General features: G+C 40.8%; 31 protein-coding genes. All 31 read right to left on the bottom strand.

From position 1 onward, the window contains the following. Positions 1 to 21: 21 nt before the first annotated feature. The 31 genes from rpsD to pdhA all read right to left on the bottom strand — a co-directional run bounded on the left by rpsD (position 22) and on the right by pdhA (position 18,066). Entirely contained in the window at positions 22 to 630 is a 609-nt protein-coding gene (gene rpsD / locus H8B06_RS15780; protein WP_130143059.1) for a 30S ribosomal protein S4, read from the bottom strand. A gap of 67 nt (positions 631 to 697) precedes the next feature. Continuing rightward, positions 698 to 1,087: a 30S ribosomal protein S11 gene (rpsK, locus tag H8B06_RS15775; protein WP_130143058.1), complete on the bottom strand. Its 390-nt coding sequence runs from the start codon at positions 1,085 to 1,087 to the stop codon at positions 698 to 700. A 10-nt stretch (positions 1,088 to 1,097) separates the two neighbouring features. After that, a complete protein-coding gene (gene rpsM, locus H8B06_RS15770; RefSeq protein WP_130143057.1) occupies positions 1,098 to 1,475 on the bottom strand; it encodes a 30S ribosomal protein S13 in 378 nt (125 codons plus the stop codon). A gap of 29 nt (positions 1,476 to 1,504) precedes the next feature. Beyond that, positions 1,505 to 1,621, bottom strand: a complete 117-nt coding sequence (gene ykgO, locus H8B06_RS15765) for a type B 50S ribosomal protein L36 (protein ID WP_130143056.1) — start codon at positions 1,619 to 1,621, stop codon at positions 1,505 to 1,507. Positions 1,622 to 1,668: 47 nt separating this feature from the next. Continuing rightward, positions 1,669 to 1,887 carry a translation initiation factor IF-1 gene (infA, locus tag H8B06_RS15760; RefSeq protein WP_021071231.1) on the bottom strand — a complete coding sequence of 73 codons (219 nt, stop codon included), beginning with the start codon at positions 1,885 to 1,887 and terminating at the stop codon, positions 1,669 to 1,671. Positions 1,888 to 1,962: 75 nt separating this feature from the next. Then, the gene (map, locus tag H8B06_RS15755) at positions 1,963 to 2,745 is read right to left on the bottom strand and encodes a type I methionyl aminopeptidase (RefSeq protein WP_190995181.1); all 783 of its coding nucleotides are present in this window, start codon (positions 2,743 to 2,745) and stop codon (positions 1,963 to 1,965) included. Between the two features lie 3 nt (positions 2,746 to 2,748). Then, positions 2,749 to 4,092, bottom strand: a complete 1,344-nt coding sequence (gene secY, locus H8B06_RS15750; RefSeq protein WP_130143054.1) for a preprotein translocase subunit SecY — start codon at positions 4,090 to 4,092, stop codon at positions 2,749 to 2,751. A gap of 6 nt (positions 4,093 to 4,098) precedes the next feature. After that, a complete protein-coding gene (gene rplO / locus H8B06_RS15745; RefSeq protein ID WP_130143053.1) occupies positions 4,099 to 4,545 on the bottom strand; it encodes a 50S ribosomal protein L15 in 447 nt (148 codons plus the stop codon). A gap of 119 nt (positions 4,546 to 4,664) precedes the next feature. After that, positions 4,665 to 4,844: a 50S ribosomal protein L30 gene (gene rpmD, locus H8B06_RS15740; protein ID WP_130143052.1), complete on the bottom strand. Its 180-nt coding sequence runs from the start codon at positions 4,842 to 4,844 to the stop codon at positions 4,665 to 4,667. A 5-nt stretch (positions 4,845 to 4,849) separates the two neighbouring features. Continuing rightward, entirely contained in the window at positions 4,850 to 5,368 is a 519-nt protein-coding gene (gene rpsE / locus H8B06_RS15735) for a 30S ribosomal protein S5 (RefSeq protein ID WP_130143051.1), read from the bottom strand. Positions 5,369 to 5,379: 11 nt separating this feature from the next. Next, positions 5,380 to 5,733, bottom strand: coding sequence for a 50S ribosomal protein L18 (gene rplR, locus H8B06_RS15730; RefSeq protein WP_130143050.1), 354 nt, complete (start codon positions 5,731 to 5,733; stop codon positions 5,380 to 5,382). Between the two features lie 5 nt (positions 5,734 to 5,738). Continuing rightward, positions 5,739 to 6,293: a 50S ribosomal protein L6 gene (rplF, locus tag H8B06_RS15725; protein WP_190995180.1), complete on the bottom strand. Its 555-nt coding sequence runs from the start codon at positions 6,291 to 6,293 to the stop codon at positions 5,739 to 5,741. A gap of 22 nt (positions 6,294 to 6,315) precedes the next feature. Then, a complete protein-coding gene (rpsH, locus tag H8B06_RS15720; protein ID WP_130143048.1) occupies positions 6,316 to 6,714 on the bottom strand; it encodes a 30S ribosomal protein S8 in 399 nt (132 codons plus the stop codon). A 144-nt stretch (positions 6,715 to 6,858) separates the two neighbouring features. Further along, positions 6,859 to 7,128 carry a 30S ribosomal protein S14 gene (gene rpsN, locus H8B06_RS15715; protein ID WP_130143047.1) on the bottom strand — a complete coding sequence of 90 codons (270 nt, stop codon included), beginning with the start codon at positions 7,126 to 7,128 and terminating at the stop codon, positions 6,859 to 6,861. Then, positions 7,121 to 7,690, bottom strand: a complete 570-nt coding sequence (gene rplE, locus H8B06_RS15710; protein ID WP_190995179.1) for a 50S ribosomal protein L5 — start codon at positions 7,688 to 7,690, stop codon at positions 7,121 to 7,123. Before rplE ends, rpsN begins: the two co-directional genes overlap by 8 nt. After that, positions 7,690 to 8,034, bottom strand: a complete 345-nt coding sequence (gene rplX, locus H8B06_RS15705) for a 50S ribosomal protein L24 (protein ID WP_223857710.1) — start codon at positions 8,032 to 8,034, stop codon at positions 7,690 to 7,692. Before rplX ends, rplE begins: the two co-directional genes overlap by 1 nt. A 2-nt stretch (positions 8,035 to 8,036) precedes the next feature. Beyond that, positions 8,037 to 8,405, bottom strand: coding sequence for a 50S ribosomal protein L14 (gene rplN / locus H8B06_RS15700; protein ID WP_130143044.1), 369 nt, complete (start codon positions 8,403 to 8,405; stop codon positions 8,037 to 8,039). Next, entirely contained in the window at positions 8,405 to 8,659 is a 255-nt protein-coding gene (gene rpsQ / locus H8B06_RS15695; RefSeq protein ID WP_130143043.1) for a 30S ribosomal protein S17, read from the bottom strand. The genes rplN and rpsQ overlap by 1 nt, the downstream gene beginning before the upstream one ends. Before the next feature lie 15 nt (positions 8,660 to 8,674). Further along, complete coding sequence (gene rpmC, locus H8B06_RS15690; RefSeq protein WP_130143042.1) at positions 8,675 to 8,893, bottom strand: 50S ribosomal protein L29; 219 nt, start codon at positions 8,891 to 8,893, stop codon at positions 8,675 to 8,677. Positions 8,894 to 8,986: 93 nt separating this feature from the next. Next, a complete protein-coding gene (gene rplP / locus H8B06_RS15685) occupies positions 8,987 to 9,409 on the bottom strand; it encodes a 50S ribosomal protein L16 (protein ID WP_099365474.1) in 423 nt (140 codons plus the stop codon). Positions 9,410 to 9,466: 57 nt separating this feature from the next. Then, on the bottom strand, positions 9,467 to 10,267 hold the full coding sequence (rpsC, locus tag H8B06_RS15680; RefSeq protein ID WP_190995178.1) for a 30S ribosomal protein S3: 801 nt from the start codon (positions 10,265 to 10,267) through the stop codon (positions 9,467 to 9,469). Positions 10,268 to 10,278: 11 nt separating this feature from the next. Next, positions 10,279 to 10,710, bottom strand: coding sequence for a 50S ribosomal protein L22 (rplV, locus tag H8B06_RS15675; RefSeq protein WP_206367345.1), 432 nt, complete (start codon positions 10,708 to 10,710; stop codon positions 10,279 to 10,281). A 7-nt stretch (positions 10,711 to 10,717) separates the two neighbouring features. After that, positions 10,718 to 10,984, bottom strand: a complete 267-nt coding sequence (gene rpsS / locus H8B06_RS15670) for a 30S ribosomal protein S19 (RefSeq protein ID WP_037498931.1) — start codon at positions 10,982 to 10,984, stop codon at positions 10,718 to 10,720. Further along, entirely contained in the window at positions 10,984 to 11,811 is an 828-nt protein-coding gene (gene rplB, locus H8B06_RS15665; RefSeq protein WP_190995177.1) for a 50S ribosomal protein L2, read from the bottom strand. The genes rpsS and rplB overlap by 1 nt, the downstream gene beginning before the upstream one ends. A 6-nt stretch (positions 11,812 to 11,817) precedes the next feature. Next, positions 11,818 to 12,108: a 50S ribosomal protein L23 gene (rplW, locus tag H8B06_RS15660; RefSeq protein WP_130143038.1), complete on the bottom strand. Its 291-nt coding sequence runs from the start codon at positions 12,106 to 12,108 to the stop codon at positions 11,818 to 11,820. A gap of 1 nt (position 12,109) precedes the next feature. Continuing rightward, positions 12,110 to 12,739 (bottom strand): 50S ribosomal protein L4, encoded by a 630-nt coding sequence (gene rplD, locus H8B06_RS15655; protein WP_190995176.1) that lies wholly within the window; start codon positions 12,737 to 12,739, stop codon positions 12,110 to 12,112. A 5-nt stretch (positions 12,740 to 12,744) separates the two neighbouring features. Next, positions 12,745 to 13,362 (bottom strand): 50S ribosomal protein L3, encoded by a 618-nt coding sequence (rplC, locus tag H8B06_RS15650; protein ID WP_130143036.1) that lies wholly within the window; start codon positions 13,360 to 13,362, stop codon positions 12,745 to 12,747. Positions 13,363 to 13,626: 264 nt separating this feature from the next. After that, positions 13,627 to 13,986, bottom strand: a complete 360-nt coding sequence (locus H8B06_RS15645) for a CoA-binding protein (RefSeq protein ID WP_190995175.1) — start codon at positions 13,984 to 13,986, stop codon at positions 13,627 to 13,629. 14 nt (positions 13,987 to 14,000) lie between these two features. Further along, positions 14,001 to 15,146, bottom strand: a complete 1,146-nt coding sequence (locus H8B06_RS15640) for a serine hydrolase domain-containing protein (protein ID WP_190995250.1) — start codon at positions 15,144 to 15,146, stop codon at positions 14,001 to 14,003. Between the two features lie 208 nt (positions 15,147 to 15,354). Further along, entirely contained in the window at positions 15,355 to 17,025 is a 1,671-nt protein-coding gene (locus tag H8B06_RS15635; RefSeq protein ID WP_190995174.1) for a 2-oxo acid dehydrogenase subunit E2, read from the bottom strand. A gap of 45 nt (positions 17,026 to 17,070) precedes the next feature. After that, complete coding sequence (gene pdhA, locus H8B06_RS15630) at positions 17,071 to 18,066, bottom strand: pyruvate dehydrogenase (acetyl-transferring) E1 component subunit alpha (protein ID WP_190995173.1); 996 nt, start codon at positions 18,064 to 18,066, stop codon at positions 17,071 to 17,073. Between the last annotated feature and the right edge of the window lie 100 nt (positions 18,067 to 18,166).

Below are 18,166 nucleotides of genomic sequence, written 5' to 3'. Positions count from 1 at the left end.
TTGGCTTACTCCTATTAATTACTATTTAGAGTACAACTCTACGATTAAGTTTTCTTTAATGTTTTCTGGAATATCAACTCTTTCAGGGAAAGAAACGAACGTTCCTGTTAATTCATTCGCGTTCCACTCTAACCAACTGAATTTGTTAATCTTTCTTCCTTCTACAGAAGCTACGATAGCTTCTAAAGATTTAGAGCGCTCACGAACGGCAATTACATCGCCCGGACGTAGGCTATATGATGGGATGTTAACGACTTCTCCGTTAACGGTAACGTGCTTGTGTGAAACCAACTGACGAGCTGCTGCACGTGTTGGAGCAATACCCAAACGGTAAACAACATTATCTAGACGAGCTTCTAATAATCTCAAGAAGTTCTCCCCAGTAATACCTTGCTTCGCTGATGCCTTTGCAAACAACGTACGGAACTGACGCTCCAAAACACCGTAGGTGTATTTTGCTTTTTGCTTTTCTAGCAACTGAATAGCGTATTCAGATTGCTTACCTCTTCTTTTTGACGGACCGTGTTGTCCTGGAGGATAATTCTTTTTTTCTAATGCCTTATCAGGGCCAAATATAGGCTCTCTGAATTTACGTGCAATTTTGGACTTAGGTCCTGTATATCTTGCCATTTTTTCTCTCTGTTTGAAGTATCTATCAACCTATAGCTGACGAATCTTATCTTAAACAATAAAATTATTAAACTCTTCTCCGTTTTGGAGGACGACAACCATTGTGCGGAAGTGGCGTGATATCCTTGATGGTAGTCACGTCGATTCCAATGGTCTGTAATGTACGGATTGCCGACTCACGTCCAGCTCCCGGACCTTTTACAAAAACTTCAACCTTGCGTAAACCTAAGTCGTGTGCAACTTTACCACAGTCTTGAGCAGCTTGACCAGCAGCGTACGGAGTATTCTTTTTAGAACCTCTGAAACCCATTTTACCAGCTGAAGACCATGAAATAGTCTGACCTTGATTGTTTGTCAAAGTAATGATGATGTTGTTAAAGGTAGCGTTGATATGAGCTTGACCTACTGGCTCAATAACGACGATACGCTTTTTTGTAACCTTTTTACTTTTAGCCATTTCTTAATTATTATTTAGTAGCTTTTTTCTTGTTTGCAACTGTTTTACGTTTACCTTTACGGGTACGTGAGTTGTTTTTTGTACGTTGACCGCGAAGAGGTAAATGTTTACGGTGACGTAGGCCACGGTAACAACCAATATCCATCAAACGTTTGATGTTTAACTGCACTTCAGAACGCAAAGCACCTTCAACTTTAACTTCTTCGTTGATGATGTTACGGATGGCCGTTAATTGATCATCGTTCCATTCAGATACTTTAACATCCTCACTGATACCCGCTTTTTTCAAGATATAAGCCGCTGTGGAACGACCAATACCGAAGATGTAGGTAAGGCCTATTACGCCTCTTTTGTTTTTAGGTAAATCTATACCTGCTATCCTTGCCATATAATACTTTAAGCGATTATGTTAATAAACTACCCTTGACGTTGCTTAAACTTAGGGTTCTTTTTGTTGATTACAAAAACCTTTCCTTTGCGACGGATAACTTTACAATCCGCGCTACGTTTTTTTATTGATGCTCTAACTTTCATTGTTGTAGTATTTTAAAAGCCTATTATACCGAAAAGAAAAACAACCGCTATTTATAGCGATACGTAATTCTTCCCTTTGTTAAATCATAAGGCGACATTTCCAACTTCACTTTATCTCCAGGTAAAATTTTGATATAATGCATACGCATTTTCCCGGAAATATGCGCAATAATTTCATGCCCATTTTCCAATTCTACACGGAACATCGCATTAGAAAGCGCCTCCTTAATTATACCGTCTTGTTCTATCGAGGCTTGTTTAGCCATATATCCTATGTTAATTTACTTTTTTAGCCTGTACAAACAGGAGTGCAAAGATAAATAAAAAATATTGAAAACCAACTACTTTTTACCCAAAACTTCTTCTACGTGTTCGAATGTCAGCAACACATCCGGCGTACCTTTTCGGATAGCAACCATCTGTTCAAAATGAGCAGATAACTTTCCATCAACAGTACTCACCGTCCAACCATCATCCCAAAACTTCACACCAGCTTTGCCTGCATTGATCATCGGCTCAATACAAATGACCAAACCGGCGTCCAATTTCGGTCCAGAACCACGCTTTCCGTAATTTGGCACTTCAGGTTTTTCGTGCAAATGTAAACCAACACCATGTCCTACTAGTTCTCTTACGATACCATAATGGTAAGGCGCAACATGTTCCTGCACGGCTGCTGAAATATCACCTACACGTTTTCCGGCGACTGCCTGCTCGATGCCTTTATACAAAGCTGCTTTGGTCACCTCCAACAATTGTTGTGCTTCTGCCGAAATATCACCTACACCAAAAGTATAGGCTGAATCACTAATAAATCCCTTTAGATTGACACCACCGTCTACCGAAACGATATCACCTTCCTTCAATACATAATCACTCGGAAATCCGTGAACAATTTGATCGTTTACCGATATACATAGCGAAAAAGGGAAACCTTGATAATTCAGGAATGCAGGGGTACCTCCATTGTCATGAATAAAATCATAGGCTAATTTATCTAGCGATAACGTAGTAATTCCAGGCTTTACTTCCTTTGCAATCTCACCAAGTAATAACGAGAGTACCTTTGCAGACTCTCGTATTTGCTCGATTTGTTCTTCTGTTTTATAATAAACTTTGGACATTTATTAAAGTGCTGATTGATCGATACCTTCTACGGTAGCTGTCGAACGACCCTTTACTCTGCCCGTCTTCATCAAGCCGTCGTAATGACGCATTAACAGATGACTCTCAATCTGCTGTAATGTATCTAACACTACACCTACCAGAATCAATAAAGAAGTACCTCCATAGAAATGTGCGAATTGGTTATTCACACCTAATTTAGCCGCTAAAGCAGGCATCACCGCAATAATCGCAATGAATATAGCCCCCGGGAAGGTAATACGCGAGATGACGTTATCGATAAAAATATTCGTATCGTAACCCGGTTTAATTCCAGGAATAAAACCGCCATTCTTCTTCATGTCTTCAGACATCTGCTGTGGATTTACCATAATTGCCGTATAGAAAAATGTAAACGCAATAATGAGAACAGCAAATGTTACGTTGTAGGCAACGGATGTATAGTTACTTAATGACGCTAAAAAATCAGACTGTAAATCTGGAAAAAACTGTGATAAAGCCATTGGTAAGAACATAATAGCCTGTGCAAATATAATAGGCATAACGCCCGCAGCATTCACTTTTAAAGGAATATACTGACGTACCCCACCGACCTGCTTGTTACCAACAATCTTTTTGGCGTATTGTACAGGGACTTTACGAATACCTTGCACCACCAAGATAGCAAAAATCACAACAAAGAAAAGAGCGACAAACTCTAATAAAAGTGGAATAGGTCCACCTCCACTAGGGCTCATACGAGATCCCCACTCCGCGACAATACCTGCTGGCAACTGTGCAATGATACCTGCCATGATAATTAAGGAGATACCATTACCAATACCTTTATCTGTAATTTTTTCACCAAGCCACATCACAAACAAGGTACCTGCTGTTAACACAATTGCAGAAAGAATAGTGAACATTGGTTCTGCTAATGTTTTCGCTTCTGCAGGGACTTGTGTTTTCACATAAGCTACTGCTTGCACCAACGTAATCGCCAATGTTAGGTAACGCGTAATCTGTGTCATTTTTTTACGACCCGATTCGCCTTCTTTTTGCATTTTCTGAAATGCAGGAACCGCTATCCCCAATAACTGAACAACGATTGATGCAGAAATGTAGGGCATTACACCCAACGCGAAAATTGCCGACCGGGAGAACGACCCTCCAGCAAACATATTGATTAAGTCCAATATGCTGTTTCCTTCGCTACTTCTAGCCACTAATGCATCAGGGTTGACACCCGGCAGAACCACGTGACAACCAATACGGTAGATAAGAAGAAGAAGCAATGTGGTAATAATACGATTGCGTAAATCTTCTATTTTCCATATATTGGTTAAGGTTGTGATTAGTTTCTTCATGTAATTTTATAGTTTTTCGATAGAACCACCTGCAGCTTCAATCGCTTTCTGTGCCGAAGCAGAAAAAGCATGGGCTTTAACTTCTACTTTAGTAGTCAACTCGCCGCGACCTAAGATTTTCACTAAGTCTTTTTTGGCAACTAATCCATGCGCTTTTAAAGTATCGAAGTCGATAGCTGTTAAATTGTACTTAGCTACCAGCTCCTGCAATACGTCCAAGTTAATTCCTTTATACTCGACGCGATTCATGTTTTTGAAACCGAACTTAGGTACGCGACGTTGCAAAGGCATTTGACCACCTTCGAAACCAATCTTCGTAGAGTGTCCTGAACGCGAACCAGCACCTTTGTGGCCACGAGTTGATGTACCGCCACGACCAGATCCTTGACCTCTACCGATACGCTTTCTGTTTTTTACAGAACCTTTAGCTGGTTTTAAACTACTTAAATTCATTTTGTTTTAAAATGTTGTGTTACGCCTTCGCTCTCACTAAACAGGTCGTAACGATGAATAATTAATTAATAAACGGAATGGAAAGAATCCGAAAATCCTTTCCATTTACCTATTCTATCTTAAACAGTCTCTACCGCTACTAAGTGGTTGACTTTTCTGACCATACCGATAATGGATGGTGTAGCTTCAACTTCTACGAAGTGGTTGATACGTTTCAAGCCAAGGGCCTGAATAGTTCTCTTTTGGCGCTCGCTTCTGTCGATAACGCTCTTTATCTGGGTGATTTTGATTTTTGCCATGATAATTAACCGTTAAATACTTTGTTTAAATCGACACCGCGGTTTTGGGCAACGGTGTAGGCATCACGAAGTTTAACCAATGCATCAACTGTTGCTTTCACAACGTTGTGCGGATTGGATGAACCCAATGATTTCGCTAATACGTCCTTAATACCCGCACTCTCCAATACCGCACGCATTGCACCACCTGCTAGTACGCCCGTACCGCCAACAGCTGGCTTAATCAAAACGCGACCTCCAGAGAATTTGCCATGTTGTTCATGAGGAACCGTACCGTTGATGATAGGAACTTTAATCAAGTTTTTCTTCGCATCATCGATACCTTTCGTAATAGCCTCAGTAACCTCTTTTGCTTTACCAAGTCCGTAACCCACGATACCATTTTCGTCACCCACAACAACGATAGCCGAGAAACTGAAGGTACGACCGCCTTTAGTCACTTTCGCTACGCGTTGGATGCTTACTAAGCGATCTTTTAATTCAATTTCGCTTGATTTTACTCTTTTTATATTGCTTAATGCCATGTTCTTATTGATTAAAAGTCCAAACCGCCTTCGCGAGCACCTTCAGCCAATGATTTCACACGGCCATGGTATAAGTACCCATTACGGTCAAAAACTACTTTGCTAATACCTGCTGCTACAGCTTTTTCTGCCACTAATTTTCCGACAGCCTTCGATTGCTCTATTTTTGTACCGCTTGCGGCAAAATCCTTCGAACCTGAAGACGCTGAAGCTAACGTTTTTCCAGCCTCATCATCGATAATTTGAGCATAGATACCTTTATTGCTTCTGAAAACGGATAAACGTGGACGCTCAGCCGTTCCAGTCAGGCTCTTTCTTATTCCTTTTTTGATTCGCTCTCTGCGAGATGTTTTATTTCCTGCCATGGTTATTATTTTTTAGCTGATTTACCTGCTTTTCTTCTTAATACTTCACCTACAAATTTAACACCTTTTCCTTTGTAAGGCTCCGGCTTACGGAAGCTACGGATTTTCGCAGCAATCTGACCGATTAACTGCTTATCAGCACTTTCCAACGTAATAGTAGGGTTTTTACCTTTTTCTGCAGTAGTAGTTACTTTAATTTCCTTTGGCAATATAAAAACAATCGGGTGAGAGAACCCTAAGGCTAACTCCAATGTATTACCTGTACTTGTTGCACGGTAACCTACACCAACTAGTTCCTGTGTAGTTTTGTATCCTTCCGTAACACCTACAACCATATTATTGATTAAGGCGCGGTACAAACCATGTAATGATTTGTGTCTTTTTTGTTCAGTAGGACGTGATACTATAATATTATCGTCTTCTTGTTTTACGGTAATATCACTATCCACTTGTTGTGTTAGTTCGCCTTTCGGTCCTTTTACCGTTACCAGATTTTTATCTGATACGTTGATCGTTACTCCCGAAGGAATAGCGATAGGCGCTTTTCCAATTCTTGACATTTCTTCTGTGTTTTTACCTAGATTAATAAACGTAACATAAAACCTCACCACCTACGTTTTGCAGACGGGCCTCTTTATCTGTCATTACTCCTTTGGAAGTCGACAGAATTGCGATACCCAGACCATTCAAAACACGAGGCATGCTGTCAACACCTGCATACTTTCTTAAACCAGGTTTACTCACACGTGTCAATGTGCGAATAGCCGGAATTTTGCTAATCGGATGGTACTTCAAAGCTATCTTAATGTTACCTTGAGGACCGTTTTCTTCGAATTTGTAATTAGCAATGTAACCTTTATCGAAAAGAACTTTAGTGATTTCTTTCTTAAGGTTCGATGCAGGAATTTCAACAACCCTGTGGTTGGCCTTAATGGCATTCCTTACTCGTGTAAGGTAATCCGCTATTGGATCTGTATTCATTATGTATAAAAATTGCGATAATGGTTTCTCACGGACTAACCAAAGTCTGGAGACCTGTCATCTGTTAATAAAATTTGCAAAACAAATTGCCCCGATAAACCGATTCACGATTTATCCGGGCAAAAGTAAATGTTTTTTTCTTGATTACCAAGAAGCTTTTTTCACTCCCGGGATTTTACCGTCCAAAGCCATCTCACGGAAAGTTACACGAGAGATACCAAATTGGCGCATATATCCTTTAGGACGACCAGTTAATTTACAACGGTTGTGCAAACGTACTGGTGAAGCATTCTTCGGCAACTTATCTAACGCAGCGTAGTCGCCAGCAGCTTTCAAAGCTGCACGTTTCTCCGCAAATTTAGCGACCAGTTTTTGACGTTTGAGTTCGCGTGCTTTTATTCCTTCTTTAGCCATTATTGTTTGAATTTTGATTTTTGAATGGTAAACCGAATTGTTTCAACAACTCCAAAGCCTCCACATCATTGTCGGCCGAAGTTACAAAAGTGATATCCATACCTTGGATTTTATTGATCTTATCAATATTAATCTCTGGAAAGATAATCTGCTCGGTGATACCTAAATTATAGTTACCTCTTCCGTCAAAACCTTTTTCGTTGATACCACGAAAATCGCGGATACGAGGCAAAGATACAGCTACCAAACGATCAAGGAATTCATACATATTGTTGTCACGTAATGTTACACGTGCCCCAATTGGCATTCCTTTACGTAGTTTAAAGTTCGAGATGTCCTTTTTTGATTTTGTAGGAACCGCTTGCTGACCTGTGATCAAGGTTAATTCAGCCACTGCATTGTCAATCAACTTCTTATCAGCAGTAGCAGCACCGATACCTTGCGATACAACAATCTTCTCAAGCTTCGGAACTTGCATAACGCTTTTATACTGGAATTTTTCCTTTAGCGCTGTACGGATTTCATCCGCATATTTCGCTTTTAATCTTGGTACGTAAGTCATTATTTAATTTCCTCCCCTGATTTTTTTGCGTAACGAACAATTTTGCCATCTGCATTCACACGACGACCAACACGAGTAGGCTCACCTGATTTCGGATCGATCAACGCGATATTGGAGATGTGGATAGCAGCTTCTTTTTCAATAATACCACCGTTAGGATTAGCTGCACTAGGTTTAGTATGTTTTTTAACAATATTAGCGCCTTCTACAACCGCTCTATTAGTTTCTTTTATAACCTGTAGAACTTTACCCTGAACACCTTTAGCGTTACCGGCGATAACTTTCACTAAATCACCTTTTTTAATTTTGATTTTGTGCGTAGTTGTTTTTTTCTTCTGTGCCATAATTATAAAACCTCCGGTGCTAGTGATACAATTTTCATGAACTGCTTCTCACGTAGTTCCCTAGCTACTGGGCCGAAGATACGTGTTCCGCGTGGTTCATCGTTATTATTTAATAATACAGCAGCATTGTCATCGAAACGGATGTAAGAACCATCTTTACGACGGATTTCTTTTTTCGTACGTACGACTACTGCCTTGGAAACGGTTCCTTTCTTCACATTTCCTGAAGGTAAAGCGCTCTTTACGGTAACAACAACTTTATCACCGATAGATGCATAGCGCTTACGCGTACCGCCTAATACACGGATTACTAAAACTTCTTTAGCTCCTGAGTTGTCGGCTACATTTAATCTTGATTCCTGTTGTACCATTATTTAGCCCTTTCTAATATTTCAACCAATCTCCAATTCTTTGTTTTACTCAGCGGACGTGTTTCCATGATTAATACCGTGTCGCCGATACCGCAGGTATTCTCCTCGTCATGAGCTTTGAATTTGGTAGTTTTTTTCACGAACTTACCATAGATAGGGTGCTTCACTTTACGTTCAACAGCCACCACGATAGACTTGTCCATCTTGTTGCTAACTACCAAGCCGATTCTTGTTTTTCTTAAATTTCTTTCCATTTTTCGACTTTACATTTATGCCTCAGCGGCTGTTTCGGATTGTGCAGCAATTCTACGTTTTGAAATCTCTGTAGAGATACGAGCGATAGTTTTGCGCCCTGCTTTGATCGCATTGGGGTTCTCAATAGCAGAAACAGCATGTGCAAATTTCAACTTGTTAAGAGCAGCTTTCTCTTGTGCGAGACGAGCTGTAAGTTCCTCTTGTGATAATTCGATAATTTCTGAATTCTTCATTTTCTTTCAGTATTGTGTCGGGTTATCTTAAGGTTTATATATCATCTTGTGGGTAACGGCCACAAGATCTAAACCCATTGACATTACCAACGTTTATGCTTCTACGTAGTCTCTACGTATAACAAACTTTGTTTGAACCGGTAATTTTTGAGCAGCTAAACGCAATGCTTCTTTGGCAATCTCTAAAGGTACACCTTCTGCTTCAAATAACATACGGCCTGGACGCACTACGGCTACCCAGTATTCGGGAGCTCCCTTACCTTTACCCATACGTACCTCTGCAGGTTTTTTGGTAACAGGTTTGTCAGGGAAAATACGGATCCACACTTGACCTTCACGTTTCATGTAACGTGTTACGGCAATACGCGCAGCCTCAATTTGGCGGCTAGTGATCCATGCTGGCTCCATTGACTTGATACCGAAAGAACCGAAAGCTAACTCTGCTCCACGAGAAGCGTTACCTTTCATGCGGCCTTTCTGCATCTTTCTGAACTTCGTTCTTTTTGGCTGTAACATGTTCGTATTTTTTTAATCCGCCAAGCTGACGGATATCTGTTTTAATCTATTAATTAATTATCCTCTGTTTGAACCACCACGGTTTCCGCCACGGTCACGATTGCTTCCACCACGATTTCCACCGCGTCCACCGCCTTTACGGTTGTCACGACGATCGCCTCCGCCTCCGCCTTCGTTTCCACCACGGGTTTTCGTGTTAGACGTTTGTCCGATATTAGGGGATAGGTCACGTTTACCGTAAACTTCACCTTTACAGATCCAAACTTTCACACCGATTTTACCGTAAGTAGTCAAGGCCTCTGCTAATGCATAGTCGATGTCAGCACGTAATGTATGCAAAGGCGTTCTTCCTTCTTTATATTGTTCGGTACGTGCCATTTCAGCACCACCCAAACGACCTGAACACATTACCTTGATACCTTCGGCACCCATACGCATGGTTGAAGCAATTGCTGTTTTCATTGCACGACGGAATGAAATACGTGCTTCTAATTGTTTAGCAATACCTTCTGCTACCAATTTCGCATCAAGCTCTGGGCGTTTGATTTCAAAGATGTTGATTTGAACGTCTTTTTTCGTCAATTTTTTCAACTCTTCTTTAATCTTGTCAACTTCTTGACCGCCTTTACCGATAACGATTCCCGGACGAGCCGTGTGAATAGTAACTGTGATGCGCTTCAAAGTTCTTTCAATAACAACTTTTGCTACGCCTCCTTTTGCGATACGTACAGAAAGATATTTTCTGATTTTTTCGTCCTCAACTAACTTATCAGAATAGTTGTTGCCTCCGAACCAATTAGAGTCCCATCCTTTGATGATCCCTAATCTGCTACCTATTGGATTTGCCTTTTGTCCCATTCTTATCTAAATTAGTTGTTTACGTTATTTAAACTATCTACGACCAAAGTTACATGGTTTGAACGTTTACGAATTCTATAGCCACGACCTTGTGGAGCTGGACGCAATCTCTTCAATTGACGACCTCCGCCTACCTGTATTTCTTTCACATACAAAGCGCTGTCTTCCAAAGAAGCACCTTCATTCTTTGCTTCCCAGTTTTTGATCGCTGATAATAATAATTTCTCAACACGAGCAGCAGCTTCTTTTCCAGAATGCTTCAAGATATAAAGAGCCGATTCCACTTTTTCGCCGCGGATAAGATCTACCACTAAACGCATTTTACGCGGTGAAGTAGGGCAGTTCAATAACTTGGCAGTAGAAGCTCCTCCTACTTGAGCTTTTTCCTGCTCTTTGCGCTGTCTGATTAAGACAGATTTTTTGAGTTTTTTTGTTGCTTCCATTACCTAATTATTTTTTCTTTTCTGCGTGGCCTTTGAATGTACGCGTAGGCGCGAATTCACCAAGCTTGTGACCAACCATATTTTCTGTTACATAAACAGGGATGAACTTATTCCCGTTGTGCACTGCGAAGGTATGGCCAACAAAATCAGGTGAAATCATTGATCTACGAGACCATGTTTTGATTACTGATTTTTTGTTTGTTTCATTCATAGAAAGAACTTTTCTTTCTAAGTTGTGATCGATATAAGGACCTTTTTTAATTGAACGAGCCATTATTTTTTCCTTCTCTCAATGATGTAACGATTCGATATTTTCTTCTTAGAGCGTGTTTTGAAGCCTTTAGCCAACACACCTGTACGTGAACGAGGGTGACCTCCTGATGAACGGCCTTCACCACCACCCATTGGGTGATCAACCGGGTTCATAGCCACACCACGAACGCGAGGACGACGTCCTAAATGACGTTTACGACCTGCTTTACCCAACACTTGATTCGCTCTTTCCGCGTTCGATACCGAACCGATAGTCGCAACACAGGTTAACAAAATCATACGGGTCTCGCCTGAAGGTAATTTAATAATAGCATACTTACCATCACGAGCGGACAATTGTGCGTACGTACCAGCCGAACGAGCGATTGACCCACCTTGACCAGGATTCAACTCAATATTATGAATGATAGAACCTAGCGGGATATTTGCTAATGGCAATGTATTTCCTACTTCTGGGGCTGCATGATCACCTGCTATTACCGTTTGACCAACTGTTAATCCAGCCGGGGCAATGATATAACGTTTTTCACCATCAGCGTAGTGCAATAAAGCAATACGCGCCGTACGGTTTGGATCGTACTCAATAGTAGCAACTTTTGCAGGGATATCTTTTTTATCGCGTTTGAAATCAATTAATCGGTATACTTTTTTATGTCCCCCACCGAGATAACGCATAGTCATTTTACCGGACTTATTACGACCACCTGATTTCTTGTTGATACCAACTACTAATGATTTCTCCGGAACGTTAGTTGTAACGTCCGAGTAGTCAGCACCTACTCTAAAGCGAGTACCAGGGGTAACCGGTTTGAATCTTTTAACTGCCATTTCTTATTATAGTGTACTGTAAAAGTCAATAGTTTCACCATCTTTAACTGTAATGATGGCCTTTTTATATTTAGGAGCTCTTCCAGATACAAAACCTGCTTTTGTATAACGGCTTTTTGCTTTACCGGCAACAACCGCGGTGTTAACTGCCAAAACAGTCACACCAAACATTTCTTCTACAGCTTGTTTAATCTGAATTTTATTTGCTCTGTGGTCAACTTTGAAAGCGTAACGGTTTAATTTCTCCGTCAATAACGAAGCTTTCTCTGTTAAAATAGGTTTTTTGATAATTTCCATATTATTTAGCGAATGCTTCCTCCAAAGTTTTAACAGAATCTGCCGTCAACAACAGCTTTGTAGCATTTAATACGTCATACGTATTTAATTCTGCTGCAACAATAACTTTTGTTTTCTTCAAGTTTCTGCTTGATAAATAAACGTTCTTGTTTTCTGCTGGTAATACGAGAAGTGTTTTCTCATCGGCACAATTTAATGCATTGATGAACGATACATAATTTTTGGTTTTGATCGCGTCGAAGTTTACATCGTCCAACACCAATATATTGTTCTCCTGAGCTTTATAGCTCAATGCAGATTTGCGCGCTACCTGCTTCATTTTTTTGTTCAATTTGAACGAATAGTCACGAGGCTGTGGACCAAATACACGACCACCACCATTAAACAATGGAGATTTGATAGAACCCGCGCGGGCACCACCAGTACCTTTTTGTTTGTGTAATTTACGAGTAGAACCCGCGATTTCGTTACGTTGTTTGGATTTGTGTGTTCCTTGGCGTTGGTTCGCTAAGTATTGTTTCACATCCAAATAGATCGCATGGTCGTTTGGCTCTACACCGAATACAGACTCAGGAAGCTGCACCTTGGCACCTGTTTCTTTACCTGATAAATTTAATACATTAACTTCCATCTCTACTATTTGTCTACGATTACATAAGAACCTTTAGCTCCTGGAACGGAACCATTAACAACAATCAGGTTTTGCTCAGGATAAACTTTCAAAACCTGTAGGTTCTGAATCTTTACTCTATCACCACCTGTACGGCCTGCCATACGTTTTCCTTTGAATACGCGGGAAGGCCAAGAAGCTGCACCTAATGAACCTGGAGCACGTAGCCTGTTGTGCTGACCGTGAGTCGCACCACCTACACCACCAAATCCGTGACGCTTCATTACACCTTGGAAGCCCTTACCTTTTGAAGTACCAACCACGTCCACGTACTCACCTTCTTCAAAGATAGTGACATTCACGGTGTCACCTAGTTGTTTCTCATCCTCGAAGGTTTTGAATTCAACTAGCTTACGCTTAGGACTAACCCCTGCTTTTGCAAAGTGTCCTTTTAAAGGAGCTGTCGTGTTCTTTTCCTTGGCATCATCATAGCCAAGTTGAACAGCCGAATAGCCATCCTTTTCTACCGTACGTATCTGCGTAACCACGCACGGCCCAGCCTCAATTACTGTACAAGGGATGTTCTTCCCTTCCGCATCGAACAGGCTGGTCATTCCTACTTTTTTACCAATAATTCCTGACATCTTATATATTAATTAATTAATCGTCCATCGAAGCAGTAGGGCTTCGCTCAAGACACACTTCCCCCATAAAGGGATTGCAAAGGTAGAAAGAATTTTATAAGTATCAAATAGTTAGCGAATTATTTTTTCATGCAAGAATACATGATGGAGATACAGGAGTTGCATCTCCACAAGATTTATATCTACCTGACGGCCAAAAAATCCAAATCAAACGCCTCTTATCGCGTTTTCTTGTATTTTGCAGCGTACAACATTATATCCGCACTAATATTGTTCGGTATTCAGCATTACAAGCGTACAAGCTTCCACAGCCTCAATCCCTGCTTCTTCGAGCCGTCGTTTAAGATCCTCGTTCTCTGTGCCCGGATTAAAAATTACCCGTTTCGGTTGTGTCTGCAAAATATAATCATAATAAATAGCTTGATTCTGCGGCCCTACGTACAATGTAATCGTATCAATATCTGTATGGATATCATCCATATTCTCTATATCTACGCCGGCTACTTTTCCTTTTTTTCTTCCCACGTTCACAATTGGGTATCCCTTGCGAACCAACTTATTTGCTACCAAATAAGCATATCGAGCAGGATTATTGCTCGCACCAACGATAAGTGTCTTTTTCATAAATTGAACATAAGTTAGTTGACAATAAAGTCTCCATTTGCACTATAAGCGTTTTGCCTTAAAATAGGCATTTTCAAAATCTTATACAAGTCGTCTAGTTTCACTAAACTACCGTTTACCATATTGGACAATAAGACAATCGTAATATCGTTTGTCAAATCCCGTACATATAGATTGCGAAATCCGTGCCACCATCCGGTGTGATAAACCACCTGTGCCTTTTCCGGTGAAAATGTTCGCCAACCATAACCGTAGCTAAAAAGGCTACGTCTCGCGTCACTACGGGGCACATAAGCCGAGTCTAATATCGCTTCATTGACAATCCTCCCCTCTTTCAACGCTATATCTAATAAAAACAAGTCTTGTACGGTACTATAGATACCTTTATCACCAACAGGTCCATCCAAATAGTTCTGTACTACGGATCTTCTCCACACCCGGTCATGTCCGACAACATCTGTCGGAATCTTATCATACACCGCTTTCGACAATACCGCCGTATTTTTCATACCTGCTGGGTTAAAGATCGATTCTTTCATGTACACGGCGAAATCCTGGCCCGTCACTTTTTCTACAATTGCAGCCAGCACCATGTAATTGGAATTATTATAATGAAAACGTCCATCAGGAGCTCCATACCGCATAGGTTTATGTTCGATCAATAAATCCATCGCATCCATGTTATTCATCGCTTTTGTCCTGTCCTTCCAAGCCTCTTCCGAAAAATAAATATAATTCGGGAGACCGCTGCGATGGCTTAATAGCATCTTTATCGTGATACCCGAATATGGAAAACCCGGAAAAAAATCGTTCACCGTCTGATCCAATCGTAATTTTTCTTCCTCCACCAATTTCAGCACACCCAATGCCGTTAGCGGTTTAGAAACCGAAGCCAGTTCAAACTTCGAGGTAATTTTCAGACTATCTTTATGCAAGTAGTCTGCCCATCCAAATGTATTTTGGTAAATGATCTTTCCCTTTTTAGCGATCAATACGTTTCCGTTAAAAGCCGATTTCCGATGTAAATTCTGCATAAAAGCATCTATTTCAGGGTCTGCATCTGCTGGATTGTAAACCAACGCAATACTATCCTTCTCTTGTTGCTTTTGTTGCTTCTCTTCTACTTTCTTTTGCTTCGCTGCCGGCGAAGAACAAGACATCAAACCGACAAATAAACTGATAATTAAGATCTTCAAAAAATGTATACTCACTGAACTGCCTCTCCGATATATTACGGTTTAATTAAATAAATGTTACCGCTCCAAATTAATATTTATTAAGAAAAAAATCAAGAATTATTCGCTATCATTTACACAAAAAGGACATCTTTCCATAGATGTCCTTTTCTTTATATTAATATGAAAACAATTACGCTAAAAGCCTAATTGGAGCTTCCAATAATCCTTTTAATGTTTGTAAGAATGCGGCTCCAGTAGCACCATCAACCACGCGGTGATCACAACCTAGTGTTAGCTTCATGACATTCCCCGGAACAACAGCACCATTTTTCACTACAGGAACCTGCTGGATAGCTCCTACAGATAGGATAGCACCATCAGGTGAATTAATAATAGACGTAAATTCGTCTATTCCAAACATCCCTAGATTGGATACCGTGAAAGTTGAGCCTTCCCAATCTGATGGTTGCAGCTTTTTCGCTTTTGCTTTCTGACCGTATTCCTTCACTTCAGCTGAAATATGAGATAATGACTTGCCATCAGCAAAACGCACAACCGGCACCAATAAGCCGTCTTCTACGGCCATGGCCACACCCACGTTCACATGCTCATTAAAGCGAATCGTATCCCCTTGCCATGAAGAATTTACGGCAGGGTGTTGTTTTAATGCTACGGCAACTGCCTTAATAACAATATCATTAAACGATACCTTCACCGGCGCTACCGTATTAATTTGACCACGTGCTTCCATAGCGTTGTCCATATCTACTGAAATTGTCAAATAGAAATGTGGCGCTGTGAATAGGGATTCTGATAAACGGCGAGCAATCGTTTTACGCATTTGCGAGACTTTTTGCTCCGTATATTTTTCTTCACCGATATATTGTGGCAAAGAAATTGTTTTGGTTTCTGTACTTGCTGCAGCAGATACCGACGCAGGTGCAGAAGTTGTCTCTTTTGCTTTTGGCACAAAGTTCTCTACGTCTTTCTTTACAATCCGTCCACCATCAGCAGAACCTTTTACATCATTCAAATTGATGCCTTTATCTTTCGCAATTTTGCGAGCCAACGGCGATGCTTTTACGCGCGAATCATCGGATGCACCAGAAGCATCACTTGATGATGAAACCTCTTCTTTTTGTTTCGTTTCAGCCTTTTCCTGCGTAGCGCCTTCCGATGTCGATGCTTTAGTTGGAGCACTTGATTTCTGTTTTAATAAAGGCGTTACATCTGTACCTTCCGGCCCTACGATAGCAATAATATCATTTACTTTCGCAGCTTGCCCTGCTTCTACACCAATATACAACAATGTACCTTCTGCGTAAGCAGTTACCTCCATCGTTGCCTTATCGGTTTCTACATCTGCAATAGCGTCGTCAGATTTAATGGCGTCCCCTACTTTAAAGTTCCATTGGGCAATTACGCCTTCGGTCATGGTATCACTCAATAACGGCATCGTGATAACCGTACAGTCTAAATCTTCTGCGGAAACAGAAGCAGAATCATCACCAGCATCATCAGAAGCGCCTTCTTCGACGTTGGTGGAATCTTCTTTTTCTTCTTTAGCCTCTTCTTTAGAAGATGATGAACCATCTCCCTCCAATAAGGCTTTATAATCCTCACCTTCTTCACCCAAAACGGCAATTACAGCATCAACTGCTACCGCTTCACCTTCTTTTGGGCCTACGTACAACAATGTTCCCTCTTGATAGGATTCAAAATCCATTGTTGCTTTATCTGTTTCAACTTCGGCAATTAAATCCCCGGAGTTTACCTTATCACCGACTTTTTTGTGCCATTTAGCAATTACACCTTCGGTCATGGTGTCGCTCATTTTCGGCATTCTTACTACTTCAGCCATATTGTATAGTAGATTATATCTATTAAGTTAAAGTAATTCGCTAAATCATTCCTTTATAAAAGGATAATCCTCTTGTACATACACATCTTCATAGATGGCTGAAGGATCTGGATAGGGAGATTCCTCTGCAAACTTCACCGCATCATCTACTACTTTCTTCACTTCAGCTTCCACCTCTTTAAACCAAGCTTCATCCGCATATTTATTCTCCATAATAGCAGCTTTGGTCGTAATCAGCGGGTCTTTCCCTTTATATTCCTCTAATTCTTCTTTTGTACGGTATTTAGCTGGATCGGACATGGAGTGTCCTTTATAACGATACGTACGGATTTCTAAGAAAGTCGGCCCTTCACCAGCACGAGCTCGTTGCACAGCCTCATCCATAGCATTGTGTACCGCCACCGGATCCATACCATCTACTGGAGCACTAGGCATATCAAAAGCGTGTCCCATCTTATAGATATCCATCATATTTGTGGTACGCTGTACCGAAGTACCCATTGCATATCCGTTGTTCTCACACACAAAAATAACCGGTAATTTCCATAGCATTGCCATATTGAAAGCTTCGTTTAAAGCTCCTTGACGAACAGCACCATCACCCATGAAACATACGTTAACATTGTCCGTACCCAAGTATTGCTCTGCAAAAGCGATACCTGCACCCAAAGGGATCTGCCCACCGACGATGCCATGTCCTCCCATCATTTTATGCTCTTTCGAGAAAAAGTGCATGGAGCCACCTTTACCCTTCGAACAACCTGTTGCTTTTCCAAAAAGCTCTGCCATACATTCGTTAGCAGACATACCTTTTGCCAAAGCATGCGCATGATCACGGTAAGATGTTATAACGGAATCCTCTGGCCTGGTAGCAGAAATAGTACCTGCCATAACAGCTTCTTGACCAATGTAAAGGTGACAAAATCCGCGGATTTTTTGCTGACCATATAATTGGCCTGCTTTCTCCTCGAATTTACGCATAAGTAACATAGACTTATACCATTCTAAGTATGTTTCTTTTGTTATAGGTGTTGAACTCATTTTGAAGTATTGAATTTCTTAACTAATCCGACTACAAATCTAATCATTTATAACGATATATTGAACAATATTTAGTTAGAAAGTGAAGAAGTTATGCGGT

This window comes from Sphingobacterium micropteri, from assembly GCF_014692515.1.
Lineage (GTDB): Bacteria > Bacteroidota > Bacteroidia > Sphingobacteriales > Sphingobacteriaceae > Sphingobacterium > Sphingobacterium micropteri.
This window is presented reverse-complemented; position numbering and strand designations above follow the sequence as displayed.